Source organism: Blattabacterium sp. (Nauphoeta cinerea), assembly GCF_000471965.1.
Taxonomy (GTDB): domain Bacteria; phylum Bacteroidota; class Bacteroidia; order Flavobacteriales; family Blattabacteriaceae; genus Blattabacterium.
Genome location: NC_022550.1, coordinates 357,176 through 380,092 on the forward strand (window position 1 = coordinate 357,176; position 22,917 = coordinate 380,092).

Annotated in this window: 24 protein-coding genes; 9 read left to right on the forward strand and 15 right to left on the reverse strand. The window is 25.8% G+C overall.

Annotation, left to right across the window (positions count from 1 at the left end; translation table 11 throughout):
* The first annotated feature begins 56 nt into the window (after positions 1-56).
* The 3 genes from der to K645_RS01795 all read left to right on the forward strand — a co-directional run bounded on the left by der (position 57) and on the right by K645_RS01795 (position 4,387).
* Positions 57-1,373 (forward strand): ribosome biogenesis GTPase Der, encoded by a 1,317-nt coding sequence (der, locus tag K645_RS01785; RefSeq protein ID WP_041936086.1) that lies wholly within the window; start codon positions 57-59, stop codon positions 1,371-1,373.
* A 25-nt stretch (positions 1,374-1,398) separates the two neighbouring features.
* Positions 1,399-1,998 (forward strand): Holliday junction branch migration protein RuvA, encoded by a 600-nt coding sequence (gene ruvA / locus K645_RS01790; RefSeq protein ID WP_022565168.1) that lies wholly within the window; start codon positions 1,399-1,401, stop codon positions 1,996-1,998.
* A gap of 91 nt (positions 1,999-2,089) precedes the next feature.
* Positions 2,090-4,387: an inorganic phosphate transporter gene (locus tag K645_RS01795; RefSeq protein ID WP_041936087.1), complete on the forward strand. Its 2,298-nt coding sequence runs from the start codon at positions 2,090-2,092 to the stop codon at positions 4,385-4,387.
* On the opposite strand, the gene K645_RS01800 is transcribed toward K645_RS01795, so the two are convergent.
* Positions 4,384-5,370: an acyl protein synthase/acyl-CoA reductase gene (locus tag K645_RS01800; RefSeq protein ID WP_022565170.1), complete on the reverse strand. Its 987-nt coding sequence runs from the start codon at positions 5,368-5,370 to the stop codon at positions 4,384-4,386. The two genes, K645_RS01795 and K645_RS01800, sit on opposite strands and share 4 nt — an antisense overlap.
* Positions 5,360-5,869, reverse strand: a complete 510-nt coding sequence (locus tag K645_RS01805; RefSeq protein WP_022565171.1) for a CvpA family protein — start codon at positions 5,867-5,869, stop codon at positions 5,360-5,362. The genes K645_RS01800 and K645_RS01805 overlap by 11 nt, the downstream gene beginning before the upstream one ends.
* A 21-nt stretch (positions 5,870-5,890) precedes the next feature.
* Between K645_RS01805 and K645_RS01810 the strand changes: the two genes are divergently transcribed.
* Positions 5,891-6,250: a hypothetical protein gene (locus tag K645_RS01810; RefSeq protein WP_022565172.1), complete on the forward strand. Its 360-nt coding sequence runs from the start codon at positions 5,891-5,893 to the stop codon at positions 6,248-6,250.
* An 8-nt stretch (positions 6,251-6,258) separates the two neighbouring features.
* On the forward strand, positions 6,259-7,242 hold the full coding sequence (gene pheS / locus K645_RS01815) for a phenylalanine--tRNA ligase subunit alpha (protein WP_022565173.1): 984 nt from the start codon (positions 6,259-6,261) through the stop codon (positions 7,240-7,242).
* On the opposite strand, the gene rlmB is transcribed toward pheS, so the two are convergent.
* Genes rlmB through K645_RS01830 form a run of 3 tightly spaced genes read right to left on the reverse strand, consistent with a single transcriptional unit; the run spans position 7,226 to position 8,615 of the window.
* On the reverse strand, positions 7,226-7,987 hold the full coding sequence (rlmB, locus tag K645_RS01820; RefSeq protein ID WP_022565174.1) for a 23S rRNA (guanosine(2251)-2'-O)-methyltransferase RlmB: 762 nt from the start codon (positions 7,985-7,987) through the stop codon (positions 7,226-7,228). The two genes, pheS and rlmB, sit on opposite strands and share 17 nt — an antisense overlap.
* A 6-nt stretch (positions 7,988-7,993) precedes the next feature.
* The gene (locus K645_RS01825) at positions 7,994-8,323 is read right to left on the reverse strand and encodes a hypothetical protein (protein WP_022565175.1); all 330 of its coding nucleotides are present in this window, start codon (positions 8,321-8,323) and stop codon (positions 7,994-7,996) included.
* A 28-nt stretch (positions 8,324-8,351) separates the two neighbouring features.
* Positions 8,352-8,615, reverse strand: coding sequence for a YtxH domain-containing protein (locus K645_RS01830; RefSeq protein ID WP_041936012.1), 264 nt, complete (start codon positions 8,613-8,615; stop codon positions 8,352-8,354).
* Positions 8,616-8,711: 96 nt separating this feature from the next.
* Between K645_RS01830 and murB the strand changes: the two genes are divergently transcribed.
* Together murB and K645_RS01840 are read left to right on the forward strand one after the other, a co-directional pair.
* A complete protein-coding gene (gene murB, locus K645_RS01835) occupies positions 8,712-9,734 on the forward strand; it encodes a UDP-N-acetylmuramate dehydrogenase (RefSeq protein ID WP_022565177.1) in 1,023 nt (340 codons plus the stop codon).
* Between the two features lie 98 nt (positions 9,735-9,832).
* Complete coding sequence (locus tag K645_RS01840; protein ID WP_022565178.1) at positions 9,833-10,657, forward strand: purine-nucleoside phosphorylase; 825 nt, start codon at positions 9,833-9,835, stop codon at positions 10,655-10,657.
* Here K645_RS01840 and K645_RS01845 read toward each other — a convergent pair.
* A complete protein-coding gene (locus K645_RS01845) occupies positions 10,644-11,675 on the reverse strand; it encodes an Mrp/NBP35 family ATP-binding protein (protein ID WP_022565179.1) in 1,032 nt (343 codons plus the stop codon). The two genes, K645_RS01840 and K645_RS01845, sit on opposite strands and share 14 nt — an antisense overlap.
* Before the next feature lie 77 nt (positions 11,676-11,752).
* On the opposite strand from K645_RS01845, the gene K645_RS01850 reads away from it, so the two are divergent.
* Positions 11,753-12,391, forward strand: a complete 639-nt coding sequence (locus K645_RS01850) for a 4'-phosphopantetheinyl transferase superfamily protein (RefSeq protein ID WP_022565180.1) — start codon at positions 11,753-11,755, stop codon at positions 12,389-12,391.
* 1 nt (position 12,392) lies between these two features.
* Entirely contained in the window at positions 12,393-13,022 is a 630-nt protein-coding gene (gene pnuC, locus K645_RS01855) for a nicotinamide riboside transporter PnuC (RefSeq protein WP_022565181.1), read from the forward strand.
* Here pnuC and hisS read toward each other — a convergent pair.
* The 9 genes from hisS to murD are packed head-to-tail and all read right to left on the reverse strand — an operon-like array spanning position 13,003 to position 22,904.
* The gene (hisS, locus tag K645_RS01860) at positions 13,003-14,421 is read right to left on the reverse strand and encodes a histidine--tRNA ligase (protein ID WP_041936014.1); all 1,419 of its coding nucleotides are present in this window, start codon (positions 14,419-14,421) and stop codon (positions 13,003-13,005) included. The genes pnuC and hisS overlap by 20 nt on opposite strands.
* On the reverse strand, positions 14,421-15,785 hold the full coding sequence (ftsZ, locus tag K645_RS01865) for a cell division protein FtsZ (protein ID WP_022565183.1): 1,365 nt from the start codon (positions 15,783-15,785) through the stop codon (positions 14,421-14,423). Before ftsZ ends, hisS begins: the two co-directional genes overlap by 1 nt.
* A 57-nt stretch (positions 15,786-15,842) precedes the next feature.
* Positions 15,843-17,156: a cell division protein FtsA gene (gene ftsA / locus K645_RS01870; protein ID WP_022565184.1), complete on the reverse strand. Its 1,314-nt coding sequence runs from the start codon at positions 17,154-17,156 to the stop codon at positions 15,843-15,845.
* Between the two features lie 4 nt (positions 17,157-17,160).
* Positions 17,161-17,835, reverse strand: a complete 675-nt coding sequence (locus K645_RS01875) for a cell division protein FtsQ/DivIB (RefSeq protein WP_235043307.1) — start codon at positions 17,833-17,835, stop codon at positions 17,161-17,163.
* A gap of 37 nt (positions 17,836-17,872) precedes the next feature.
* Positions 17,873-19,264, reverse strand: coding sequence for a UDP-N-acetylmuramate--L-alanine ligase (gene murC, locus K645_RS01880; protein WP_022565186.1), 1,392 nt, complete (start codon positions 19,262-19,264; stop codon positions 17,873-17,875).
* A complete protein-coding gene (gene murG / locus K645_RS01885; RefSeq protein ID WP_255345046.1) occupies positions 19,261-20,226 on the reverse strand; it encodes an undecaprenyldiphospho-muramoylpentapeptide beta-N-acetylglucosaminyltransferase in 966 nt (321 codons plus the stop codon). The genes murC and murG overlap by 4 nt, the downstream gene beginning before the upstream one ends.
* A complete protein-coding gene (locus K645_RS03225; protein ID WP_369750519.1) occupies positions 20,115-20,375 on the reverse strand; it encodes a glycosyltransferase in 261 nt (86 codons plus the stop codon). The genes murG and K645_RS03225 overlap by 112 nt, the downstream gene beginning before the upstream one ends.
* On the reverse strand, positions 20,362-21,555 hold the full coding sequence (locus tag K645_RS01890) for an FtsW/RodA/SpoVE family cell cycle protein (protein WP_022565188.1): 1,194 nt from the start codon (positions 21,553-21,555) through the stop codon (positions 20,362-20,364). The genes K645_RS03225 and K645_RS01890 overlap by 14 nt, the downstream gene beginning before the upstream one ends.
* Positions 21,552-22,904, reverse strand: coding sequence for a UDP-N-acetylmuramoyl-L-alanine--D-glutamate ligase (gene murD, locus K645_RS01895; RefSeq protein ID WP_022565189.1), 1,353 nt, complete (start codon positions 22,902-22,904; stop codon positions 21,552-21,554). Before murD ends, K645_RS01890 begins: the two co-directional genes overlap by 4 nt.
* Positions 22,905-22,917: the final 13 nt, after the last annotated feature.

Genomic DNA, 22,917 nt, shown 5'->3' on the forward strand with positions numbered 1-22,917 from the left:
TAATCTAATAATGAAACTAATGAAAAAATTCTACCTTTGTGAATAATTTATTAAAAATGAATTATATCGTATCTATAGTAGGACGACCCAATGTCGGAAAATCAACTTTGTTTAATCGTCTTGTAGGAAGAAGAAAAGCTATTGTTCATGTCACAAGTGGAGTGACAAGAGATCGTATTTATGGAAATTCAGAATGGAATGGAGTCAAATTTTCTGTAGTAGATACTGGTGGTTTTTCTGTTTCTGAAAATGATGTACTTGAAAAAGAAATCAAAAACCAAATTTTTATAGCTATCAAAGAATCTGATGTTATTCTATTTTTAGTAGATATAAAAGTAGGAATATTAGATATAGATAAAGAAATTGCTCAAATTTTAAGAAAATATAAAAAACTAATTTTGTTAGTTGTAAATAAAGTAGACACTGGAAAATCTGTATATTCTGATACAGATTTTTTCCGTTTAGGATTTGAAAAATGTTACTGTATATCAGCTATAAATGGGAGCGGTACAGGAGAATTATTAGACAAACTAATAAAAATATTCAAATTATTGAACAAAAAAGAAAAAATATCGGAATACGAATTTATTCCTCGTTTTTCAATAGTAGGACGTCCCAATGTAGGAAAATCAACTTTAATTAATTCTTTTCTAAATAAAGACCATCATATTGTGACAAATATTTCTGGAACAACTAGAGATAGTCTCGATGTATTCTATAAAAAATGGGAATGCATTTTAGTAGATACGCCTGGAGTCAGAAAAAAATCAAAAATAAGAAATAATCTTGAATTTTATTCTACGATGAGAACGGTTCAAACAATAGAATATGCGGATGTTTGTCTTTTAATGGTAGATGCAGGTCATGGATGGGAAAAACAGGACATGAATATTTTTAAATTAGTAGAAAAAAATCATAAAGGGATTATAATTCTTGTTAACAAATGGGATCTACTTTATAAAAATAACTATTATACACAAAAAGATTACGAATTTTTTATCAGAAAAAAAATTTCTCCATTTGATAACGTTCCTATTCTTTTTATATCCGCTAAAAATAAAGATGGAATCCACAACATTATTCCCATGGCTTATCAGGTTTTAAAATCCCGTAAAAACAGATTAAAAACGAATATTTTAAATAAAATTATGTTACCAATTTTGAAAAAACACCCTCCTACTCCTAAGAAAAAAAATAAATTCATAACTATAAAATATTGTACTCAGTTGCCTTCATACACGCCAAAATTTATTTTTTTTTCTAATTTTCCTCAACATATAAAAAAATCTTATAAAAGATTTGTTGAAAATAAAATTCGTTATCACTTTGATTTTATAGGAGTCCCCATACAAATTTTTTTTAGAAAAAAATAACTTTTATTGAACAAGTTATTATATTGTGATAACACATTTAAGAGGAAAGTTAATAGAAAAAAATCAATCTTATTTAATCATAGATTGTCATGGCATAGGATATTATATTCATATATCTTCATATACCTATTTTTCTTTATTAGAAAAAGAAGGAAAAGATATTTTCATACATACTTATCTGTTTATCAAAGAAAATAACCATATTTTATATGGTTTTTTTGATAAAAAAGAAAGACAAATATTTTCTTATTTGATATCCGTAAATGGAATAGGTCCAAGTTCTGCTATTATGCTATTATCTTCTCTTACTCCATATGAAATAGAAAAATCCATATCTAAAGAAGATATAAAAGTATTGAATAAAGTTAAAGGAATCGGAACGAAAATAGCAAAAAGAATTATTATTGAACTAAAAGATAAAATTATTAAAGAAATTATTCCTAAAAAAGAAAAAATAAAAATATTGGAAAATACATCTTATTCAATAAAAAAAGAAGCTTTAAGTGCTTTAAGTGTCTTGGGATTTTCTCATAAAGAGTCTCAAACAATTTTGGATGATCTTCTGGCTAAGAATCCAGAATTTTCTGTAGAAAATCTTATTAAAGAATCTTTAAAAAAATTGTAAAATTATAAAAATTATTCACTATTGATCAAAAACAAATCTTAATAAAAGAATATTGTTTTTTTTTGTGGATATATCAATAATATCTATTATTATGAAACTCTTTTATTTCTCAATTATAATAGTTCTTTTTTTCTTATCTATATTTGATCTTATTGTTGGTTTAATTAATGATGCCGTTAATTTCCTCAATTCTGCTATTGGATCTCAAGTGGCTTCTCGTAATACTATCATGATTTTTGCGAGTTTAGGTATTTTTTTAGGCGCTTTTTTGTCTAGTGGAATGATGGAAGTAGCAAGAAAAGGAGTTTTTGATCCATCTTATTTTTATTTTTCAGATATTATTTTCATTTTTTTGTCGGTTATGATATCCGATATTATTTTATTAGATGTTTTTAACACTTTAGGATTACCTACATCGACTACAGTATCTATGGTTTTTTGCTTATTAGGCGCTGCTTTTAGCATAGCCATGATAAAGATTGCTTCTCCATTGAATAATGAACCCTTTCATCATCTAACTTTATATATTAAAATGGAAAAAACATTTACTATTATTATAGGTATTTTTTTATCCATTATCATTTCTTTTATTTCCGGTGCTTTTCTTCACTATTTCATTCGTTATTTATTTAGTTTTGAATATGAAAGTAAATTAAAATATGTAGGAGTAATATGGAGTGCAATTTCATTGAGCAGTATGACTTATTTTCTTATTGTAAGAGGATTGCATAGTACTTTACAGGGTTTTACTGACGAAAATTTAACAGGGTTTTCCTTATTCATTCAACATTTTATCAAATGGATTCACCATAATTTTTTTGTTTTTTTACTCATATTATTTTCAACTTGGACTCTGATAGCAAAAATATTTGTTTCTTTAGGATATAATATATTAAAATTTGTCGTATTATATGGCACATTTTCTTTGGCCATGGCCTTTGCTGGAAATGATTTGGTAAATTTTATTGGAATTCCAATAGCTAGTATCCAGTCTTATAACATATGGAACGAATCGGGAAGCCCACCAGCTGAAAAATTCAATATGGAAGGTTTATCTGGAAACGTACAGGCTCCATCTTCCGTTTTAATTTTTTCAGGAATGATTATGATATTGACTCTTTGGTTTTCCAAAAAAACAAAAAATATCACAAGCACAGAAATTAATTTAAGTAGACAAAATGAAGGACCAGAAAAATTTTTATCCAATTCTTTTTCTAGAGGAATTGTTCGATTATTTTTATATTTAGGAAACCATTTTTTTAAATTATTTCCTAAAAGATTTCTGGTAAAAATAGAAAAAAATTTTAAACAAAAAAAAATACAAACAGAAGAAGGTGTAGCTTTTGATTTGGTTAGAGCTTCTGCTAATTTAACTATATCCAGTATATTGATATCTATAGCTACAGTTCAAAAACTACCATTATCTACTACTTTTGTGACTTTTATGGTATCTATGGGAACTTCTCTTTCAGATCGAGCATGGGATAGAGAAAGTGCCGTTTATCGAGTTTCAGGAGTATTAAAAGTCATAAGAGGATGGTTTCTAACAGGTTTTATTGCTTTTACTATGGCGGGAATCACAGCTTCTTTTTTATATTTTTTTAAAATATGGGCTCTACTTTTTCTTATTTTTTTGATTGTATTTGTTTTTTACAGAAGTTATAAACTATATAATAAAATGCAAGATAAAAAAATAGAAGAAAAACCATTTTTTGGAGTAGTGAATCTAACTTTAGAGATGACTTTAAGCAAAACTTTCGATATTATAAAGCCGATACTTGAATATATTGAGAGTATTTACAAAAATAGTATAGCAGGAATTACTCAAGAAAATTTAAAAATTCTTCAAGAAAATAGAAATTATTTTTTAAGAGTAAAAGAAAATTTTACGAATATACATGACTCTTTAATTAAAGTGATTAGAAAAACAAAAAATGGCGAACCAATTGCTGGAATTCTTTATATCCATATATACAATAAAACTAAAGAAATCATTGAATCTTCAGATATTATTGCGAATCATACATTGTTTCATGTAATCAACAGTCATAAACCTTTAAAATATAAACAAAAAAAGAATTTATTAATACTTGAGCATCTTATGATTGAACATTTCAACATCATAAAAAGAATAACAACAGATAAAAATTGTAAGCAATTTTCTTGTACTATACAAAATCAAATTATAAAAAAAATTGAGGAGCAAATGAATCAACAGGTGATAGGAATTATCCATAAAAAATATGGAACAAAAAATACTTTTTTGATGTTAGATATTCTTCGACAATCAAAAAAAATTACGGAAAATATAGAAGATATGGTTCTATTGTATCACGATACATTATCCCATATTTCATCCAAAAAAGATGCATCCTTTTTAACTTTCTAACAAATGGAAGTCATTAGATTACATCCTCGTATATCTGAAAAATCCATCCTTCCTAATACTTCGAATTCATTATCACTGATTTTTTTTCCCAAATCTTGGGTAGAAATAAAAGGACAAGATAGATAATTTGATAAATCAATAATATCAATTCCTCCTATTTTATTGTGATCAACATGTATAAAAGGATCTTCAGTATCTCTTATATATATTTTCATCCAAGGAGGACATTGAAATATCCCGTTTTTTTTTGCATATGCTTGAGAAAGTAATTCTGTCATTCCATATTCCGAATGAATTTCCTTGACAGAAAAAAATTTTTTTAAAATATTGTGTAATTCTTCTCGAATGATCTCTTTTCTTTTTCCCTTCATCCCTCCTGTTTCCATAATTATGACTTTATTTTGGAATTCATTTTGTTTCGTATGATTGTATTTTTCTATAAAATCCAATAAAGAAAAACTAAGTCCAAAAATGAAAATATTTTTATCATTTTGATTAGGAATAATATGCTTATCTTTATAAAAAGTATGAGGGACAAAATGACTCCCATTTTTATATGTTTTTTGTATTAAATATTTTACCATATAAATTAAAGAAGAATCTTTTCTATCTGTAGGAAAAAATCCTAAAAACTGAAATTTCTCTATTGGACCATAAAAAAATTCGAAACCGTTTCGAACACTATCAATATAAATACTCAAATCTTTGATATAATGTTTACTTTTGATTCCAGTAGTGCCGCTGCTAGTAAAAATAATATCATAACAATTCGTTGTACTGCTAATACGATGCGTTTTAAAAAAAGAAATAGGTAAAAAAGGAATTTCAGAAATATTTCTGATTTCAAATGGATTCACCTCTAAGGATTGAAGATAACTTTTATAAAGTTTATTATTTTGAATTTGATAATGAAATATATCCCATGTCAAATTATCAAATTCTTTTTTTTCTAAAATAGAAAAAATTTTTTTTTTAAAACTCATAAAATTTAAAATATAATTCTTTCAATTTATTTAATAAAGATCCTTTTTGATAGAAAAAAAATTGAAATTTTTTTTCAAAGGAATTTTGGAAGAAATTATAAGGAAATAAATCTATTTTTTTATTTGCTTCTTTTAGAAAAAGAATACATATTAAAAGACAAAAAAAATATTTAATCATGCCCAATACTCCACCACCCAATCTATCTAGAGGTTTCATCCATGTAATAATTATTATCAATTCTATGATTTTTTTAATGATAAAAGCGATAATAATAATAGAAAATAGTGAAATGATTATAGAATAAATCATCAACATGTAAGGTTTTTTACTTATTATATTAACTTCTTTTAAAATCCCTTTTATGAAATTGAAAACATAAAACCCTTTGAAAATCAATATTAAAGATGTCATAAATATGAATAATTGAGAAATTAACCCTTTTCTATATCCATGATATCCACCATATAAAACTAGAATTATAATAATAATATCTAACATATTTTTAATATACTAAATAAAATGGAAAAAAAATTCATGCAACAATTTCATACCAATTGGAATAAAATCATATCATATATACAAAATAATTTTTCTGTAGAAGAAAAAATTGATATAATTGGAATTATTTACCTAATAGGAATTCAAGAATTAGGAAAAGGAAAGAATCCATCTTTCAATAAAGAAGATAAAATTCATATTCTACATATTGCAATATGTAGAATATTAGAACCTTTTGGTTACTATTTGTTTCTGGGAAAAGATAAAGAAGGATGGCCTCATTATATATTGAAAAATAAAATTCCTTTTAATCATAAAGATCAATTATTTTTAATCAAAAAAGCTATTATTCGTTATATGAATGACGAAAATATTATTTAATAAATATTATGGATAAAAAAATAGATCAAATTAAAAAAGAAATCAAATCTTTTCATATTAAAACATATAATGATTTAGAAACATTTAGAATTAAGTTTCTAGGAAAAAAAAAGGGAATTTTAATAATTTTATTTAAAGAATTCAAAAAAATTTCCATTCATAAAAGAAAAATTTATGGAAAAATTATTAATGAATTAAAAAAAGAAGCTCAAAACAAAATAAATGTTTTTCATTTAAAAAATGACATAAAAAATGAAAAAGTGCTAAAAGTCGATCCTACTCTACCAGGACAATCCATAGAAATAGGGGGGAGACATCCCTTATCTATTATAAAAAATAAAATAATAGATATTTTTATAAAAATTGGATTTACTTATGTAGATGGGCCTGAAATAGAGGATGATTGGCATAATTTTACAGCTTTAAATATTCCTATTTATCATCCATCTAGAGACATGCAAGATACATTTTTCTTATGCAAAAATCAAGATATTTTGTTACGGACACATACTTCCTCTGTACAAATACGATATATGAAAAAGCATACTCCGCCTTTTCGTATATTGTCTACCGGAAAAGTATATAGAAATGAAACTATTTCGTCACGTTCCAATTTCATGTTTCATCAAGCGGAAGGATTTTATATAGATAAAAAAGTTTCTTTTTCTGATTTAAAACAAACGATTCATTATTTGATCACTTCTCTTTTTGGAGAAGAAAAAATTAGATTTCGTCCTTCTTATTTCCCATTCACAGAACCGAGTGCTGAAGTGGATATATATTGTAATAATGAATGGGTAGAAATTATGGGTTGTGGAATGATAGATCCCCAAGTTTTAAAAAACGTAAATATTGATTCAGAAATATATTCTGGATTTGCTTTTGGATTGGGAATTGAACGTTTAGCTCTAATAATTTATAAAATAAAAGATATTAGAATTTATTTTGATAATGACATTCGTTTTTTGAAACAATTTAAAAGTGAGTTTTAAATTGATATTTTCTTTGTCTGAAGATCTCATACAAAATAATACCACAAGCTACAGATACGTTTAAAGATGAAATTCCTTTTATTGCCGGAATTTTTACTTTTTCATAGGAAGCTTTTAAATATTTAGAAGAAATTCCTTTTTCTTCATTTCCTAATATTAGAGCTATTGGACCAGAAAAATCAATATCGTACCAATACATATTGGATTTTTCTGTAGCAGAAACAATTTTTAATCCATAATTTTTCAAAAATACTATTGTGTTCAGTATATTTTTTTCTTGACATATTGGAACCCTAAATAAAGCTCCTGAAGAAGTTTTTATAGAATCAGATCCAATCATAGCTGTATCTTTTTTGGGAATGATAATAGCATCTGCTCCTGCACATGCAGCAGTACGTATGATTGATCCAAAATTTCTTACATCTGTAATTCTATCTAAAATGATCAAAAGTGGATTTTTTCTTTTTTCATAAAACATAGGAAGCAAATCTTCTATATAATAAGTTTCTATAGGGGGAATAACAGCAAAAACTCCTTGATGATTTTTATTTTTTAATTGATAGAATTTTTGTTTTGAAACAGTTTGAATTGGAATATGTTCTTTTTTGGAAAGAGTTATTAATTTTTTGTAAGCATTTGATTCTTGTTTTAATCCTCTTTGAAAAAAAAGTCTACTAATAGTTTTTTTAGCTATAATAGCTTCTATCAATGGATGTATTCCATAAACAATTTCTAATTTTTTCATACTATATCATTTTTTATGATCAAAAATTTTAATAAAAGATTTATTAAATAAATTCTTGATAATAAATCTTGTAATATCTCTTCCAAAATAAAATATAAGAATAAAAATTAAGAAATATAAAATGGTTAAAATTCCAAATCCTATAACATAATTTCCAAAATAAAAAGAAAGAAAAAAACATAAAGAAAGGCTGACTAAAAAAAAAATAATAATACAAAATATCAACAGTAAAAAATTCAAAAAAATCTCTGTCATAATAGAAATTAATATTTGAATGATTTCATTTCTAAAAATACACCATTTTTTATGAATAAAATTCCTAATAAAAATGAACATTTTAAAGAAAAACCTATTAATTAAAATTTTAAGTTCCTAATTCATCTTCTACTTGATCCATTTTTTCTATTTTATTTTTTTTCCATTTAGATTCAAAGTTTGATTTAATTTTATGTACCTTTTTTCCAATTTGTTTCCCAATTTCCTGTAAATTATTTCTTAATTCTTCTGTTTTTTTTTCTAATATGTTTTTTATTTTTTCTTCTTTTCTTGGAGTTAATATCATCCCTACTATTAAACCAGCCATGGTTCCTAAAACAACCCCCCAAAAAAAACTTCCTCCTTTTTTCATAAAGAATAACAATTTTATATTTTTACTATAGATAAATTTAATCATACAATATTTACGTACAAAATTGTATTTATGTATTTATGAAATATTTTTCACATGTTCATTAAAAAAAACTTTTCTCTAAAAAAATTTAATACATTTGGAATAAATATTTATGCTCGTTATTTTGTAGAAGTAAAAAGTATAAAAGACCTTCAATATATTTTGGATATATATCCGTACATATCAAAACTTTTTTTAGGAAATGGGAGTAATATTCTTTTTATAAAAGATTATTATCCGGGAATAGTAATAAAAATGGGAATGAAAGGAAAAAAAATAATAAAAGAAAATGATTATCAAGCTATTGTTCAAGCTTATGCTGGAGAAAATTGGGATGAGTTTGTAAATTGGACGATAAAAAAAGGATTTAGTGGGTTAGAAAACCTATCATTTATTCCTGGTACAGTTGGAGCCGCCCCCATTCAAAACATCGGGGCATATGGAACAGAAATCAAAGATACTTTAATCAAAGTAGAAGCATATGAAATAGATAATAGAAAAATAAGAGAATTTACACGTCAAGAATGTCAATTAACATATCGTGATTCTTGTTTTAAGCATCCTCATTACAGAAATAAATTTCTGATTTTATCTGTTTTTTTTATTTTAAGAAAAAAATATAAACAATTAAATACATCTTATGTAGAAATTAAAAAAGAATTAGAAAATATGAATGTGAAAACACCTACTATGAACGATTTAATTCAGGCAATTTTTAATATTAGACAAAAAAAACTTCCAAATCCAAAAAAAATTGGAAATGCTGGTAGTTTTTTCACAAATCCTATAATAGGGGTGTTAGATTTTCAAAAACTTAAACATCAATATCCAGATATTATAGGCTATAGTGTTTTTAATCACAAAATCAAACTATCTGTTAATTCATTAATTGAAAATATAGGATGGAAAGGAAAAAAAATTGGAAATGTAGGAATATATGAAAAAAAACCTATCATTTTAGTAAACTATGGGAAAGCGACTGGAATGGATATATATTCTTTTTCTGAAAAAATAATAAAAAACATAAAAAAAAAATTTGGAATCCCTTTATCAAGAGAAGTAAATGTCATACAATAAGTCAAAATTAATCAAATAATAATAATGAAACAATTTACCTTTGTTTTATTTTTTCCTATGTTGTGTTCGTTCGTATAATTTGATAAAAACTTGAATTTATGTCAATGACTATAACTTTAGAAAAATCAAAACAATATATACAAAATAAAATCAAAGAAAAACCTGATTTTGGGATTTTATTATTAGGAGATCAATTCTATAAATTTATAGAGGAGATCAAAAATCCTATATGCATTTTTTATGAAGAAATCCCCCTTTTTTCAAAAAAAAACTTATATGGAAAATTTTTATTCGGTAAAATAGGAGATAAGAATGTAGTCCTTTTAATAGAGCATTTTTATGAAGAAAATAGAACAAACAATTTCCTTATAGTCCTGTTGTGTAAAAATATAGGAATAGATAAATTAATATTGATGAATTTTTCTGCTGGAGTCAATCCCAACTATAAAATGGGAGATGTTATGTTAATTAAAGATCATATTAATTTTTTTCCTGAAAATCCTAATATAAAAGAATTTATAAAAAATAGATTCTTTGAAATCACAGAACCATATGATAAAAAAATGATAGAAATTGCAGAAAATATTGCTATGAATCATAACATTATTATTCAGAAAGGAGTATATGTTGCTTATCCTTATCCTAATTATAAAACATATGCAGAATATGCAATGATACGATCTATAGGGGGGGATAGTGTAGGTATGAATCTGATTACAGATGTTATCACAGCCAGATGCATGAATTTACGAGTATTTTCTATATCCATCATTATGGGGATAGGGGGGGCATATGAACAAACCAAAGAAAATAATCGACATAATTCCAATGAAATCAATTTTTTAAAACAGCTTGATCAAGAAACAGAAAAATCTATATCTCTTCTAATATTAATAATAAAAGAATTTATCAAACTTTGTTAATAATATTTATTCCATACAATTGATTGATAATATTTTTCGTAATATTTAGAAATATATTTCTAACTTCCTCATTTTCTAATACAACAGGTATTCCTAAATCTGAATATTCTCGTATGTTTTGTAACATGGGAATTTCTCCCAGAAAAAAAATATTCATTTTTTTAGAAAAATCTTTAACTCCATTTTTTCCAAAAAAATAACATTTTTGTTTTTTTGATAAAACATAAGACATATTTTCTATAATTCCAAGTATGGGAACATAAATAGATTCAATACGAAACATTCCTACAGACCGATTGACATCCGACAAAGCTATTTTTTGAGATGTACTTACTATAACAATTCCTTTTAATGGAATTTCTTGTAAAAGAGATAAATGAATATCCCCTGTTCCTGGTGGTAAATCTACAATTAAAAAATCTAATTTTCCCCAATTAGTTTCGTGCATAAACTGTCTTAAAACTTTAGTTACCATGGGCCCCCTCCAAACAATAGCCTGTCCATATTTTGAAAAAAAACCTATGGATAGAATTTTAACTCCATAACTAGTAATAGGATTTATAATTCCATTTTTATATTGAAAATTAACAGATTTATTTTCAATATTAAACATTAATGGAATAGAAGGGCCATAAATATCCGCATCTAATAATCCTACATGAAACCCCATTTTTACTAAAGAAACAGCAATATTTGTTGAGATTGTAGATTTTCCTACTCCTCCTTTTCCAGAAGCAACTGCTATTATATTTTTTATTATAGATTTTGTTTTTGTATTTGTATCTGATTTGATTTCTATTTTTATACCTATTGTATCTGAAATATTTTGATTTTTTATAGAACGGGTAATATCTTTTATAAGTTTATTTTTTATATGCATAGCGGGATTGGATAAACTCAAGTAGATCTTGATTTCATTATCTAATAAATCTATTTTTTTTACCCAACCAGATTCTATGATATTTTTATTATCAACAATAATAACATTTTCTAATGCTTTTTCAATTTTTTTTTTCATACATACATTACATATATACCTATTTCACAATAGTACAAAAAAAATAGCTAGATTTAAATAGATTATAAAAAAATAGAATGAATTTATATACCTATCACTATCATACAACAATCATAGTTTTTAAATGGAAAAATTTTATTTTTTTAGAAACTATGTTTTTTAAAAAACTTTTTCTTTCAGATAAAGAAAAGATGTTTTTTTTATCCCTGTCAAAAAAACGAAAAATAGAATTTTTAGGGATCCGTTATGCTTTGAGATATATAGGCATAAAAATGAATATTATTTATAATAAAAAAAGAAAACCTTTTCTTTTTCCTGAAGAAAAATATATTTCTTTAAGTCATTCTTTTGAAAAAATAGCCGTAGCTATAAGTTCTTATCAGATAGGAATAGACATAGAAAAATTACGAAAAGATAAAAAAATAATGAAAATAAAGAAAAAATTTATTAGGGATGATGAATCTATTTTTATTCATCCAAATTATGAAGAAGATTATTTGTATATTATATGGGGAATTAAAGAAAGTTTATATAAACTAGAAGGTGGTATTTTTTATAGTTTTTTAGATCATTATAAAGTTTCTCCTTTTTCTATTCCTCTTAAAAAGGATTCTTGTGTATCATGTTGGATTATAAAAAATTCCTATAGTAAACGATTTTATGCTTTCTATAGAAAAATAGAAGAACATTACTTAGTTTATATTATAGACAAATAATATGAATGATTGGATAGATATTCTTTTATCTCCTTATTATCATAATAGTTATTATCATACAATTTTAGAATTTACGGCTGTAGTATTTACAATATCTAGTGTTTTTTGTGCTCAAAAAAATAATGTATGGGTATATCCAATAGGGATAATCAGCACTATTATATATAGTTATTTAACTTTTGAGATTTCTCTTTATGGAGATTTTATTATAAACTTGTATTACACGTTAATGAGTTTTTATGGATGGTATACATGGATATATAAGAAAGAGAAGAATAAAGAAACCCCTATCACTTTTTGTAATAAAAAAGATTATTTCTATACTTTTATTTTGTTTTTATTCACTTGTGTTTTCAGTATGATGATTTATCTTTTTTATGGAAAACTTAAATATCATTCTGATTGGATAGATGTACTGACAACGGGGATTTATTTTTCTGGTATGTATCAAATGGCCATGAGAAAAGTAGAAAATTGGATATTTTGGATGGTAGGAAACGTAATTTCCGTTCCTCTTTATTTTTTTAAGGGTTTTATATTGACAGGAATTTTATTTATTGTCCTTGTCCTATTGGCTATAATAGGATTTTTTATTTGGAAAAAAAAAGCACTTAATCAAATTTTTTCATAATTTTTTCGTGAATGGATTCCACAACATCGTTAATGTTATCGTATTCTTTTTCTGTTTTTTTTTGAATATCTTTCATTTTAATTTTGTTTTTATTGATTTCATTTTTTCCTATGCTAATAGCAAACGGAATATTGTTATCATTAGCATATCTAAATTGTTTTCCTATTTTATCTGCATTAGGATATAACTGAGTAGAAATTCCTTTTTCTCTCAAAAATTTGATTATTTTGTATGCATACAAAACCTCTTCATTTCCAAAATGAATAAACAAAACTTTTGAAGGATAATTATAAACTGTTTGAAATAAATTTTCTCTCTCCATTTCTAAATAAATTCTGTCCAATCCCAAAGAAACGCCAACTCCATAAGTATTATTCATTCCAAATGAATTAGCTAATTGATCATATCTTCCTCCTCCTCCAATAGAAATAGAATTTCTATTGTTGAATGGAACAATTTCTAATATTGTACCTGTATAATAATTCATACCTCTGGATAAAGAAAGATTCCATTCCAATTTTGTCTTTTGTAAAGAAATATTTTTTATATTGTTATAAATAAAATTTAAATCTCGTAGGCCTTTTTTCCCTTTTTCAGAATTTTGTAAGGCGATAGTCAAATGTTTTTCTTTATTATAGAAATTTTCTTTCATATCGATAAAATCCGCCACTTTATCAAATGATTGAGATGAAATCCCTTTGTTAAGCATTTCTTTTTTTACTAAATCTCGTCCAATTTTATTCCATTTATCTAAAGATGTAGTAAAGTCTTTCCATAAATGATCTTCTATCCCAGCTATTTCAACTAATCCTCCTAGGATATCTCTATGATTAATATAAAGAATGATAGGAAAATTCAATTTAGTAAAAATTTCGTCACAAAGTTGAATTAATTCTATTTCTTCCCATAAAGAACAAGAAAATGACATCATATCTGCATCACATTGATAAAATTCTCTAAATCTTCCTTTTTGAGGTTTGTCTGCACGCCATACAGGTTGTATCTGATATCTTTTAAAAGGAAAAACGATTTCATTTTTATGCATTACTACATAACGAACAAAAGGAATCGTTAAATCATATCTAAGAGCTTTATTCGATATATTTTCAATAAAATATTTTGCAATGTTTACTGTTTTTTTATCATTCTTAATTTCTTTTAAAAAATCTAAAATTCTTTTTTTTAAAAAATTGCCTGAATGTAACAATTTAAATATTAAGGAATCTCCTTCTTCTCCATATTTACCAATAATAGTATAAATATTTTCAATAGAAGGAGTTTCTATTGGATTGAAACCAAAAAGTTCAAATTGTTTTCGAATCGTTTGAATTAAATAATTTCGTTTATTCATCTCAACGGATGAAAAATCTCTGGTCCCTTTTGGTATATTAGGAGTCATCAATTCAACTCTTGATTTGTATTATTTTCTTTTTTATGAATACGATTTTTTAATATTTTTTCATTTTCATTGTATGAGATAGGAAGATCAAAATTATCTTCTAGCATATATTTTTTATGTTTTTTTTCTATAAAAAAATTTGAATTTATAGACTGATCAAAAATATTTTGTTTTTGATTCGATGAAAAGTCATTTTTTTTACTTTTATAATCTAAATGACTTGAATGACTTGATTGTGAATCGATTTTTGAAAAATAAGGATCAATTCGTTTTGAGTAAGAATGAATTTCTCCCATTTTATTTAACCTTTGTTCATAAGGTTCTTCTAACTTATGAAATATTTTTTTTTCTTCGTGATTAATCGCACGCTGTATTTCCGTAGGAAACCCGGTCGCTACTATAGTGACGGAAATGGCTTCTTCCAAGCTTTCGTCTTCTCCGATCCCCATAATAATATTGGCATTATTTCCTGCTTCAGTTTGAATATAATCACTAATAATTCCTATTTCATCTATAGTAATTTCTATTTTTCCTGAAACGATAAGAAGAAGAACATTCTTGGCTCCTGTAATTTTATTATCATTCAATAATGGAGAATCTAAAGCTTGGACTACAGCTTCCTTCGCTCGATTCTCTCCAACAGCAATGGAAGACCCCATAACAGCTGTTCCACTTTCTTTAAGAACAGTTCTTGTATCTCTTAAATCTATATTTTGTTTATAATGATGAGTAATGACTTCAGCAATCCCCTTAGCAGCAGTAGTTAAAACTTCATCTGCTTTTGAAAAACCGGCTTTAAATCCTAAATTACCATATAATTCTCTCAATTTATCATTATTAATAACAATGAGAGAATCTACATTTTTTCTTAATGCTTCTATTCCTTTTTGAGCTTGTTGTAATCTCATTTTTCCTTCAAAATGAAATGGAATTGTAACGATCCCTACAGTTAAAATTCCCTTTTCTTTAGAAATTCCTGCAATAATTGGAGCTGCACCAGTTCCCGTACCTCCACCCATTCCTGCTGTAATAAAAGTCATTTTTGTGTTAGAATCTAAAATACTTTTTATTTCCTCCAAACTTTCTAATGCAGCTTTTTCTCCTACTTCTGGATCGGCTCCTGCACCAAGTCCTTCTGTAATAGAAGCACCCAATTGAATTTTTATAGGAACTGGATTATTATTTAATGCTTGTGCATCTGTATTACATGCTATAAAATCTACACCATTAATTCCTTGTTCAAACATATGACTTAAAGCATTACTTCCTCCTCCTCCGACTCCAATTACTTTTATGGAAGCTGAACGATTTTTTGTTAATTCCAATTTATCGTTTTCTTTTTTTATAAAATCTTCTTTTTTCATTTCATGATTTATTATTCTGTATCATTCAATATTTGACGGAACTTATCGGCCCAAATTTCAAGAAAAGATTTTGATTTTTTTTATTTTTTTATTTTTATGATCTTCATCATAATTTAATCTACGATTTTTATTATAAAATTTTGTAGAAATAAACTCAGATTTTTCATCATATCTATGTCCTAGATCTGTGTTTTTACAAAGATATTTTTTTTTATAATCAAGTCCTTTTATTACTAATCCTATAGACGTAGCGTATTCTGGATTGCTTATAATCCCATTTTCTCCTCCTGCAATATGTTCATTAGAATAACCTATACGAACATCCATTCCAGTAATATATTCTGTTAACGGACGAATATGTTGAAGTTGAGAACCTCCCCCTGTCATAACTACCCCTGCAATAAGTCTTTTCTTTTGTTCTTCATTTCCATAATTTTTTATTTCCACATTTACTTGTTCCAAAATTTCACATACTCGTATATGAATAATTTGGGAAAGGTGTTTTAAAGAAATTTCTTTAGGATCACGACCTCTTAATCCAGGGAGACAAACAATTTCTGTCTCCTTATTTTCTCCTGGCCATGCAGATCCAAATTTTATTTTCAATAATTCTGCTTGCCGTTCAATAATCAGACAATCTGTTTTTATATTTTCAGTTATGACATTTCCTCCAAAAGGGATCACGGCAGTATGACGAATAATATTGTCTTTAAATATAGCAATATCTGTAGTACCCCCTCCTATATCCACTAAAGCCACTCCTGCTTCTCTTTCTTCGGTACTTAATACAGCTTCAGCAGAAGCTAAAGGTTCTAAAGTCATATCCGCTAAATTCAATCCTGCAGCTTTTACACATCTTCCAATATTTCGTATCGAAGATATTTGTCCTACTACTACATAAAAATTCGCTTCTAAACGGCTTCCATACATTCCTATAGGTTCTCCTATTTCTGCTTGACTATCAACTTTATATTCTTGTGGAAGTACATGAATAATTTCTTCTCCTGGTTGCATAACCATTTTATAAACTTGATCTATTAATTTTTGTATATCTTTTTGACTAATGACATTTTCAAAATCTGATCTAGTAATATAATCATTATGTTGTAAACTTCTAATATGTTGTCCTGCTATTCCAACAATAACTTCTTTTATTTTTAATCCAGAACTATGCTCGGCTTCCGATACGGCTTCACGAATAGCTTCAATTGTTTGAGTTATATTATTTACAACTCCTCTATGCACACCTACACTTTTAGATCTCCCTATGCCTAAGATCTCAATCTTATTATATTCATTTCTCCTTCCTACCATAGCTACAATCTTCGTGGTTCCCACATCAAGACCTATAGCTATATCTTGATATTCCATAGACTTATCTTTTTTTTGCGACTACTTGGTCTTTATATTGTAAATCAATCTTTTTGTATTGATCAATATCTATTTTATTTAGGTACTGCTTATAAAATGCTCTTAATTTATTCAATTTATTTTTAAAATCCTTTATATTTCCTAATATAATATGATGATTTCCGATTTTTGGGATTAAAATAAATGAATTTTCGTTATTTTTTTTGATGCTAATAATTTGGTTTTTCAATAACTCATCAGAGTTTATAAATTTTATTAAATTTGTTAAATGTTTTTTTTCTTCTTTTGAAAAAGACCCTTTTGCCAATATAACTTTTGGGGAAAAAAAAGAAGAAAGTTCTAAATTTTCCGCATCTTTGGTAAGATAATATTCTTTATTTCCATTCTTGATTCTTAATATGGGTTCTTTTTGCAAAATTATAATATTTAGAGTCCCATCTACACTAAGAAACACTTCAGATTTTTTTATAAAAGGATAATTATTTAATTTTTTTTCCATTCTTAATATACATAATTGACCAATTTTTTTATCAATTTCTTTTGTTTTAGAAAACAGAATCTTTTTAACAATTTCTTCATTTATAAAATGATTTTCAGATAAGGGATCAATAACAATATTAAATTTTTTTATAATTCTATTTTTATGCGTTTTTTGAGAAAAATAAAAAAACGGGATCATACAAATTATATATAATAATAAAATAAAAAATGTTTTATTATTTTTCATTTATTTTTCCATATCGTTTCCACAACCATTCTTTAATAGGAAGAATTAAGGTGTCTATATCCCCAGCACCTATTGTCAAAATAATATCAAAACATTTTTTTTTAACCTTTTCTAAAACTTTGGACATAATAGATATTTCTTTAGAACTCATTTTAATTTTTTTTAATAGATTACTAGAATTAATACCATTTATTGGAAATTCTCTAGCTGGATAAATATCTAATAAAATTAAAGTATCAAGACGTTCTAAACTTTTTGCAAAAGATTCTTCAAAAAATTTAGTTCTACTAAATAAATGAGGTTGAAAAATACCCAATATTTTTTTATTTGGAAAACATTCCCTTACAGTATCGATTAAAGCATTGATTTCTGTAGGATGATGTGCATAATCATCTATATATATTTTTTGGGAAGATTGATAATGAATAGAATATCTTCTTTTGATCCCTTTAAATAAAAATAAAGCTTTCCTAATTTCTTCTTCAGGAATTTTTAAATAATCAGATATAGCCAATGCGGCAGTAATGTTTTTTAAATTATGTTGACCTGGAATGGGCAAAGGTAAAGATTTCCATGTTTTGATAGGAGTATGAAAATCAAAATACCATTTATTTTCTTTCATATAAAGATGATTGGAATAATAATTTTCTTTTTTCAATACAGAATAATATATAGCGTGATCAGATTGAAAAGATTCTTCTTGACAAAGAAATATTTTTTTATATGGTTTTTTTATTTTTTTTGCAAAAGTTATATAAGCCTTTTTCAAAGATTCTTTTTTGGGATAAGTATCGACATGGTCTTGGTCTAAAGAGGTGATACATGCTATATTAGGAGATAAGTATAAAAAAGAATGGTCAAATTCATCGGCTTCTACCAAAAAAATTTTTTTTCTATTTAATATTCTATTCAAGATTAAATTCGATTGATAATTTTCAGATATTCCTCCTAAAAAAGCAGTAACATTCATTCCTACACTATATAAAATGTGTCCTAACAAGGTACAAGTAGTTGTTTTTCCATGTGTTCCTCCTATGGCGATGCAAATAGCGTTTTCTGTAATTAAAGATAATACTTGAGAGCGTTTTTTTATATTTTTTCCATATTTTCTTAAATACATCCATTGTTTATGATGACTAGGAATAGCTGAAGTATATACAATCAAACATTGTTTAGATAATACCCACTTAGGTAATGTTTTAATATTATCATAATAATTGATGGATATTCCTTCTTTTTCTAATTCTTTTGTCAAAAAAGTTTTATTCTTATCATGACCAGAAACAGTTTTCCCCATAGTATGAAAATATCTAGCCAAAGAACTCATCCCGATTCCTCCTATTCCTATAAAATAAAAAGAATCAATTTGGTTTAAATTCATAAAATAATTTGTAAAATCTCGTTTATAATATCGTTTGTCGCTTTAGGTTTCCCTAATTTTAATATGTTTATTCTCATTTTTTCTTTCATATTGTGATCATTCACTAATTGTATAACAGAATTCACTAGTTTTTGCTCTATTTCCTCATTTTTTATAATTAAAGCCGCTTTTTTTTCTTCTAATATTTTCGCATTTTTATTTTGATGATCATTTGAGGAACCAGGAAAAGGAATCAAGATAGATGGTTTTCCTATTAAACATATTTCTGATATAGTTAAAGCTCCAGCTCTAGATACAATGATGTCTGCAGCTGCATAATATGCAGGTATATTTTCAATAAATTCCATGAAAATAATATTCGAATGATGAGGCATTTTATCTTTTTTTATTTTATGAAAATCTAATTTTCCTACTTGCCAAATAAGTTGCATATCCCATTCTATTATCTTTTTTAATCCTTTTATCCAAGCATTATTCATACTATTGGATCCTTGACTTCCTCCTATAGATAAAATAATAGGTTTTGTGATTTTTAATCCTAAATGAATACAAGCTTCTTCTTTACTAGGTAATTGTAAAATTTCAGATCTGACTGGATTTCCGGTTACAATCGTTTTGTCCTTTGGAAAGTACTTTTTGGCTTGTTCATAAGCAATGCATATCTTATTTGCATAACGAGAAAATATTCTATTGGTCAATCCAGGAAAAGAATTTTGTTCTTGAATCAAGATAGGTATTTTATTTTTTTTGGCAGCATATAAAGTAGGAAAACTGACAAATCCACCTGTTCCAATAACTATATCTGGAGAAAACTTTTTAATAATTCTGTTAGCTAAAAATAAACTATATATTAGTTGTATAGACATAATCCCACCTGACATAGAAAGAAATTTGTTTCTTCCACCTGAAATACAAATTTCTTCAATGGAATACCCCAATCTGGGGATTTCTCGCATTTCCATGTGATTTTTAGATCCAATAAACAAAATATCAATTTTTGGAATTTTTTTTTAAGTTCATTAGCAATAGCTATTCCTGGATATATATGTCCTCCGGTCCCTCCACTTCCAATAATTATTTTAGGTGAAATGTTATGATTAATGTGATTCATTATGAATTATCATTTGATCCGTATAATCCTTATATATTATTCTACTGACACTTAATATAATGCCAAAACTAAAGAAAGTGACCCACATAGAAGTCCCTCCAGCACTAATCAGTGGCAAAGTCTGTCCTGTAACTGGAAATAACCCAACAGCTATTCCCATATTAATAAGTGCTTGATTGATAATAGGATAACCTACAGCAATGACCAATAAAGAACAAAAATAAATTTGTACTTTCGTAGCTATTATCATAATTCTGATTAGAATTAGTATATAGATGAATAAAAGTATTCCCCCTCCAACAGATCCGTATTCTTCGATTATAATAGAATAAATAAAATCTGAGGATGATTGTGGTAAAAAAGCCTTGAAAACACTTTTTCCAGGACCACGACCCAATTTATTTCCTAAAACTATAGCTGTTTTAGATTGTTTCATTTGATAACTTTCTTCAGATTCATGATCCAAAAATTTTTCTATACGGCTTTTCCATGTATAAACCCTATTCATAGGTTTTCCCCATTTAATAACAGAATAAATATATATTCCTGCAAATAAAATTCCCATTAAAAAAACTCCTATGATACTTGTGAATGGATATCCCCCTATGAAAAGTAAGATTAAAACGGATAGAAAAACAATAGCAGCAGTAGAACCATTCGCAGGGAAAATTAATCCAATAATAAAAAATACTGGAAACAACAAAGGAAAAAAAGAATTTATGAAATTTATTCGTTCTTTCTTTTTATTAGCTAAATATCTAGCACAATAAATGAAAAGAACTAATCCAGCGATATTGGAAGTTTGAAAAGATATATTTATAATAGGAATATGTAACCAACGAGAAGCATTCACTCCATCCAATTCTTTTCTTTGAGTTATCGTTAAAATTAATAAAATAAATACGATAGGCATGGAAAAAATAGACATACGGTAAAAATATTTATAGTCTATGAATTGAGTGAAAAACAGGATAAAAAAACCGACTAACAAAAAAAGAGCATGTTTTAATAAATAACTAAATACTGTATTTGTTCCTCCATATGTAGAAACTAAATTTGTGCTAGCAGAATAAACTGGCAAAAATGAAAATATAGCTAACAAAGATATAAAAGCCCATAAATATCTATCTCCTTTTATATATTTATTTAAAAATAGGTCTATTTTATTATAAATTTTCATAAACTCAGTTTTATTACTTCTTGTTTAAATTTGTTTCCTCTTTCTTTATAATCTTTAAAAAGATCAAAACTAGAACAAGCAGGAGAAAATAACACATTATATCCATGGGAAGATAATATATAAGCCATATAAACAGCTTTCTTCATATTATTTGTTTCCAAAATAATATCAATGATATTTTTAAAAAAATTTGTAATTTTTTTATTATTTTTTCCTAAACAAATTATAGCTTTTACTTTTTGTTTCACTAAAGGAATTAATTCTATATAATTGTTTCCTTTATCTTCTCCTCCTGCTATCCATATGATAGGCGCATTTGTACTTTTTAATGCATAAAAAACTGCATTTACATTAGTGGCTTTAGAATCATTAATAAATTGTATTCCATTTATATTTCGTATTTTTTCCATGCGATGTTCTATCGATTTTAATTTTGATAGTATGGAAATTACTGATTCTTTTTTTACGTTTAATATTTCGGATATAATTGATGAAGCCATAATATTATAAAGATTATGATCTCCTGTTAAAGGAATATTTTTTACATTTAGTAAATATATTTCTTTGTTTTTTTGATTTCGAATAAATATTTTTTTATCTTTTATATAAGCGCCTATATGTAATTCTTCCTTTATAGAAAAAGGAATACATTGAGATTCAATGTAGTATTTTTTTAAACCCTCTCTTATAATAGGATCGTCATAATTATAAATAAAAATATCTTCTTTTTTTTGAAAAGTCGCTATTCTAAATTTAGAATCAATGTAATTCTCAATATTGTAATCATATCTATTTAAGTGATCTCTTGTTATATTTAATAATACTGCGATATTTGAACGGAAATTGAAACAATCATCTAATTGAAAACTACTCATTTCATATATAAACATCTTTTTTTTTATGATTTCTTTAGAAAAACTACGTCCTATATTTCCTGCTATTCCTACATTTATTCCTTTTTTTTTAAGGATTTGGTAAATAATGGAACATGTTGTAGTTTTTCCATTACTTCCTGTAATTCCGATGATATAAGAATTTTCTAAATAATTTTTTCCAAACTCTAATTCGGATTGTATAGGAATTCCTAAAAAATTGATTTTTTTTATTAAAGGATTATTTCTAGAAATTCCAGGACTTTTTATCACTTTAATAGCATTTTGAATAATCATATTATCTGTATGTCCTTTTTCTTCAAAAGGAATTTTATTTTCTATTAAAATTTTTTTGTATTTATTTAGAATAATTCCAGAATCTGATAAAAATATTTTGAATCCATTTTTTTTAGCTAATAAAGCTGCTCCAACTCCACTTTCTCCTCCCCCTAATACAATTATGAATTTTTTTTTCATTGTTTGTTTTTTA

Bases quoted from the DNA above. Each gene is read 5' to 3' on its own strand.
- der (WP_041936086.1), top strand. From the start codon at position 57: ATGAATTATATCGTATCTATAGTAGGACGACCCAATGTCGGAAAATCA.
- K645_RS01795 (WP_041936087.1), top strand. From the start codon at position 2,090: ATGAAACTCTTTTATTTCTCAATTATAATAGTTCTTTTTTTCTTATCT.
- K645_RS01800 (WP_022565170.1), bottom strand. From the start codon at position 5,370: ATGAGTTTTAAAAAAAAAATTTTTTCTATTTTAGAAAAAAAAGAATTT.
- K645_RS01805 (WP_022565171.1), bottom strand. From the start codon at position 5,869: ATGTTAGATATTATTATTATAATTCTAGTTTTATATGGTGGATATCAT.
- K645_RS01810 (WP_022565172.1), top strand. From the start codon at position 5,891: ATGGAAAAAAAATTCATGCAACAATTTCATACCAATTGGAATAAAATC.
- pheS (WP_022565173.1), top strand. From the start codon at position 6,259: ATGGATAAAAAAATAGATCAAATTAAAAAAGAAATCAAATCTTTTCAT.
- rlmB (WP_022565174.1), bottom strand. From the start codon at position 7,987: ATGAAAAAATTAGAAATTGTTTATGGAATACATCCATTGATAGAAGCT.
- K645_RS01825 (WP_022565175.1), bottom strand. From the start codon at position 8,323: ATGTTCATTTTTATTAGGAATTTTATTCATAAAAAATGGTGTATTTTT.
- K645_RS01830 (WP_041936012.1), bottom strand. From the start codon at position 8,615: ATGAAAAAAGGAGGAAGTTTTTTTTGGGGGGTTGTTTTAGGAACCATG.
- murB (WP_022565177.1), top strand. From the start codon at position 8,712: ATGTTCATTAAAAAAAACTTTTCTCTAAAAAAATTTAATACATTTGGA.
- K645_RS01840 (WP_022565178.1), top strand. From the start codon at position 9,833: ATGTCAATGACTATAACTTTAGAAAAATCAAAACAATATATACAAAAT.
- K645_RS01845 (WP_022565179.1), bottom strand. From the start codon at position 11,675: ATGAAAAAAAAAATTGAAAAAGCATTAGAAAATGTTATTATTGTTGAT.
- K645_RS01850 (WP_022565180.1), top strand. From the start codon at position 11,753: ATGAATTTATATACCTATCACTATCATACAACAATCATAGTTTTTAAA.
- pnuC (WP_022565181.1), top strand. From the start codon at position 12,393: ATGAATGATTGGATAGATATTCTTTTATCTCCTTATTATCATAATAGT.
- hisS (WP_041936014.1), bottom strand. From the start codon at position 14,421: ATGACTCCTAATATACCAAAAGGGACCAGAGATTTTTCATCCGTTGAG.
- ftsZ (WP_022565183.1), bottom strand. From the start codon at position 15,785: ATGAAAAAAGAAGATTTTATAAAAAAAGAAAACGATAAATTGGAATTA.
- ftsA (WP_022565184.1), bottom strand. From the start codon at position 17,156: ATGGAATATCAAGATATAGCTATAGGTCTTGATGTGGGAACCACGAAG.
- K645_RS01875 (WP_235043307.1), bottom strand. From the start codon at position 17,835: ATGATCCCGTTTTTTTATTTTTCTCAAAAAACGCATAAAAATAGAATT.
- murC (WP_022565186.1), bottom strand. From the start codon at position 19,264: ATGAATTTAAACCAAATTGATTCTTTTTATTTTATAGGAATAGGAGGA.
- murG (WP_255345046.1), bottom strand. From the start codon at position 20,226: ATGGAAATGCGAGAAATCCCCAGATTGGGGTATTCCATTGAAGAAATT.
- K645_RS03225 (WP_369750519.1), bottom strand. From the start codon at position 20,375: ATGAATCACATTAATCATAACATTTCACCTAAAATAATTATTGGAAGT.
- K645_RS01890 (WP_022565188.1), bottom strand. From the start codon at position 21,555: ATGAAAATTTATAATAAAATAGACCTATTTTTAAATAAATATATAAAA.
- murD (WP_022565189.1), bottom strand. From the start codon at position 22,904: ATGAAAAAAAAATTCATAATTGTATTAGGGGGAGGAGAAAGTGGAGTT.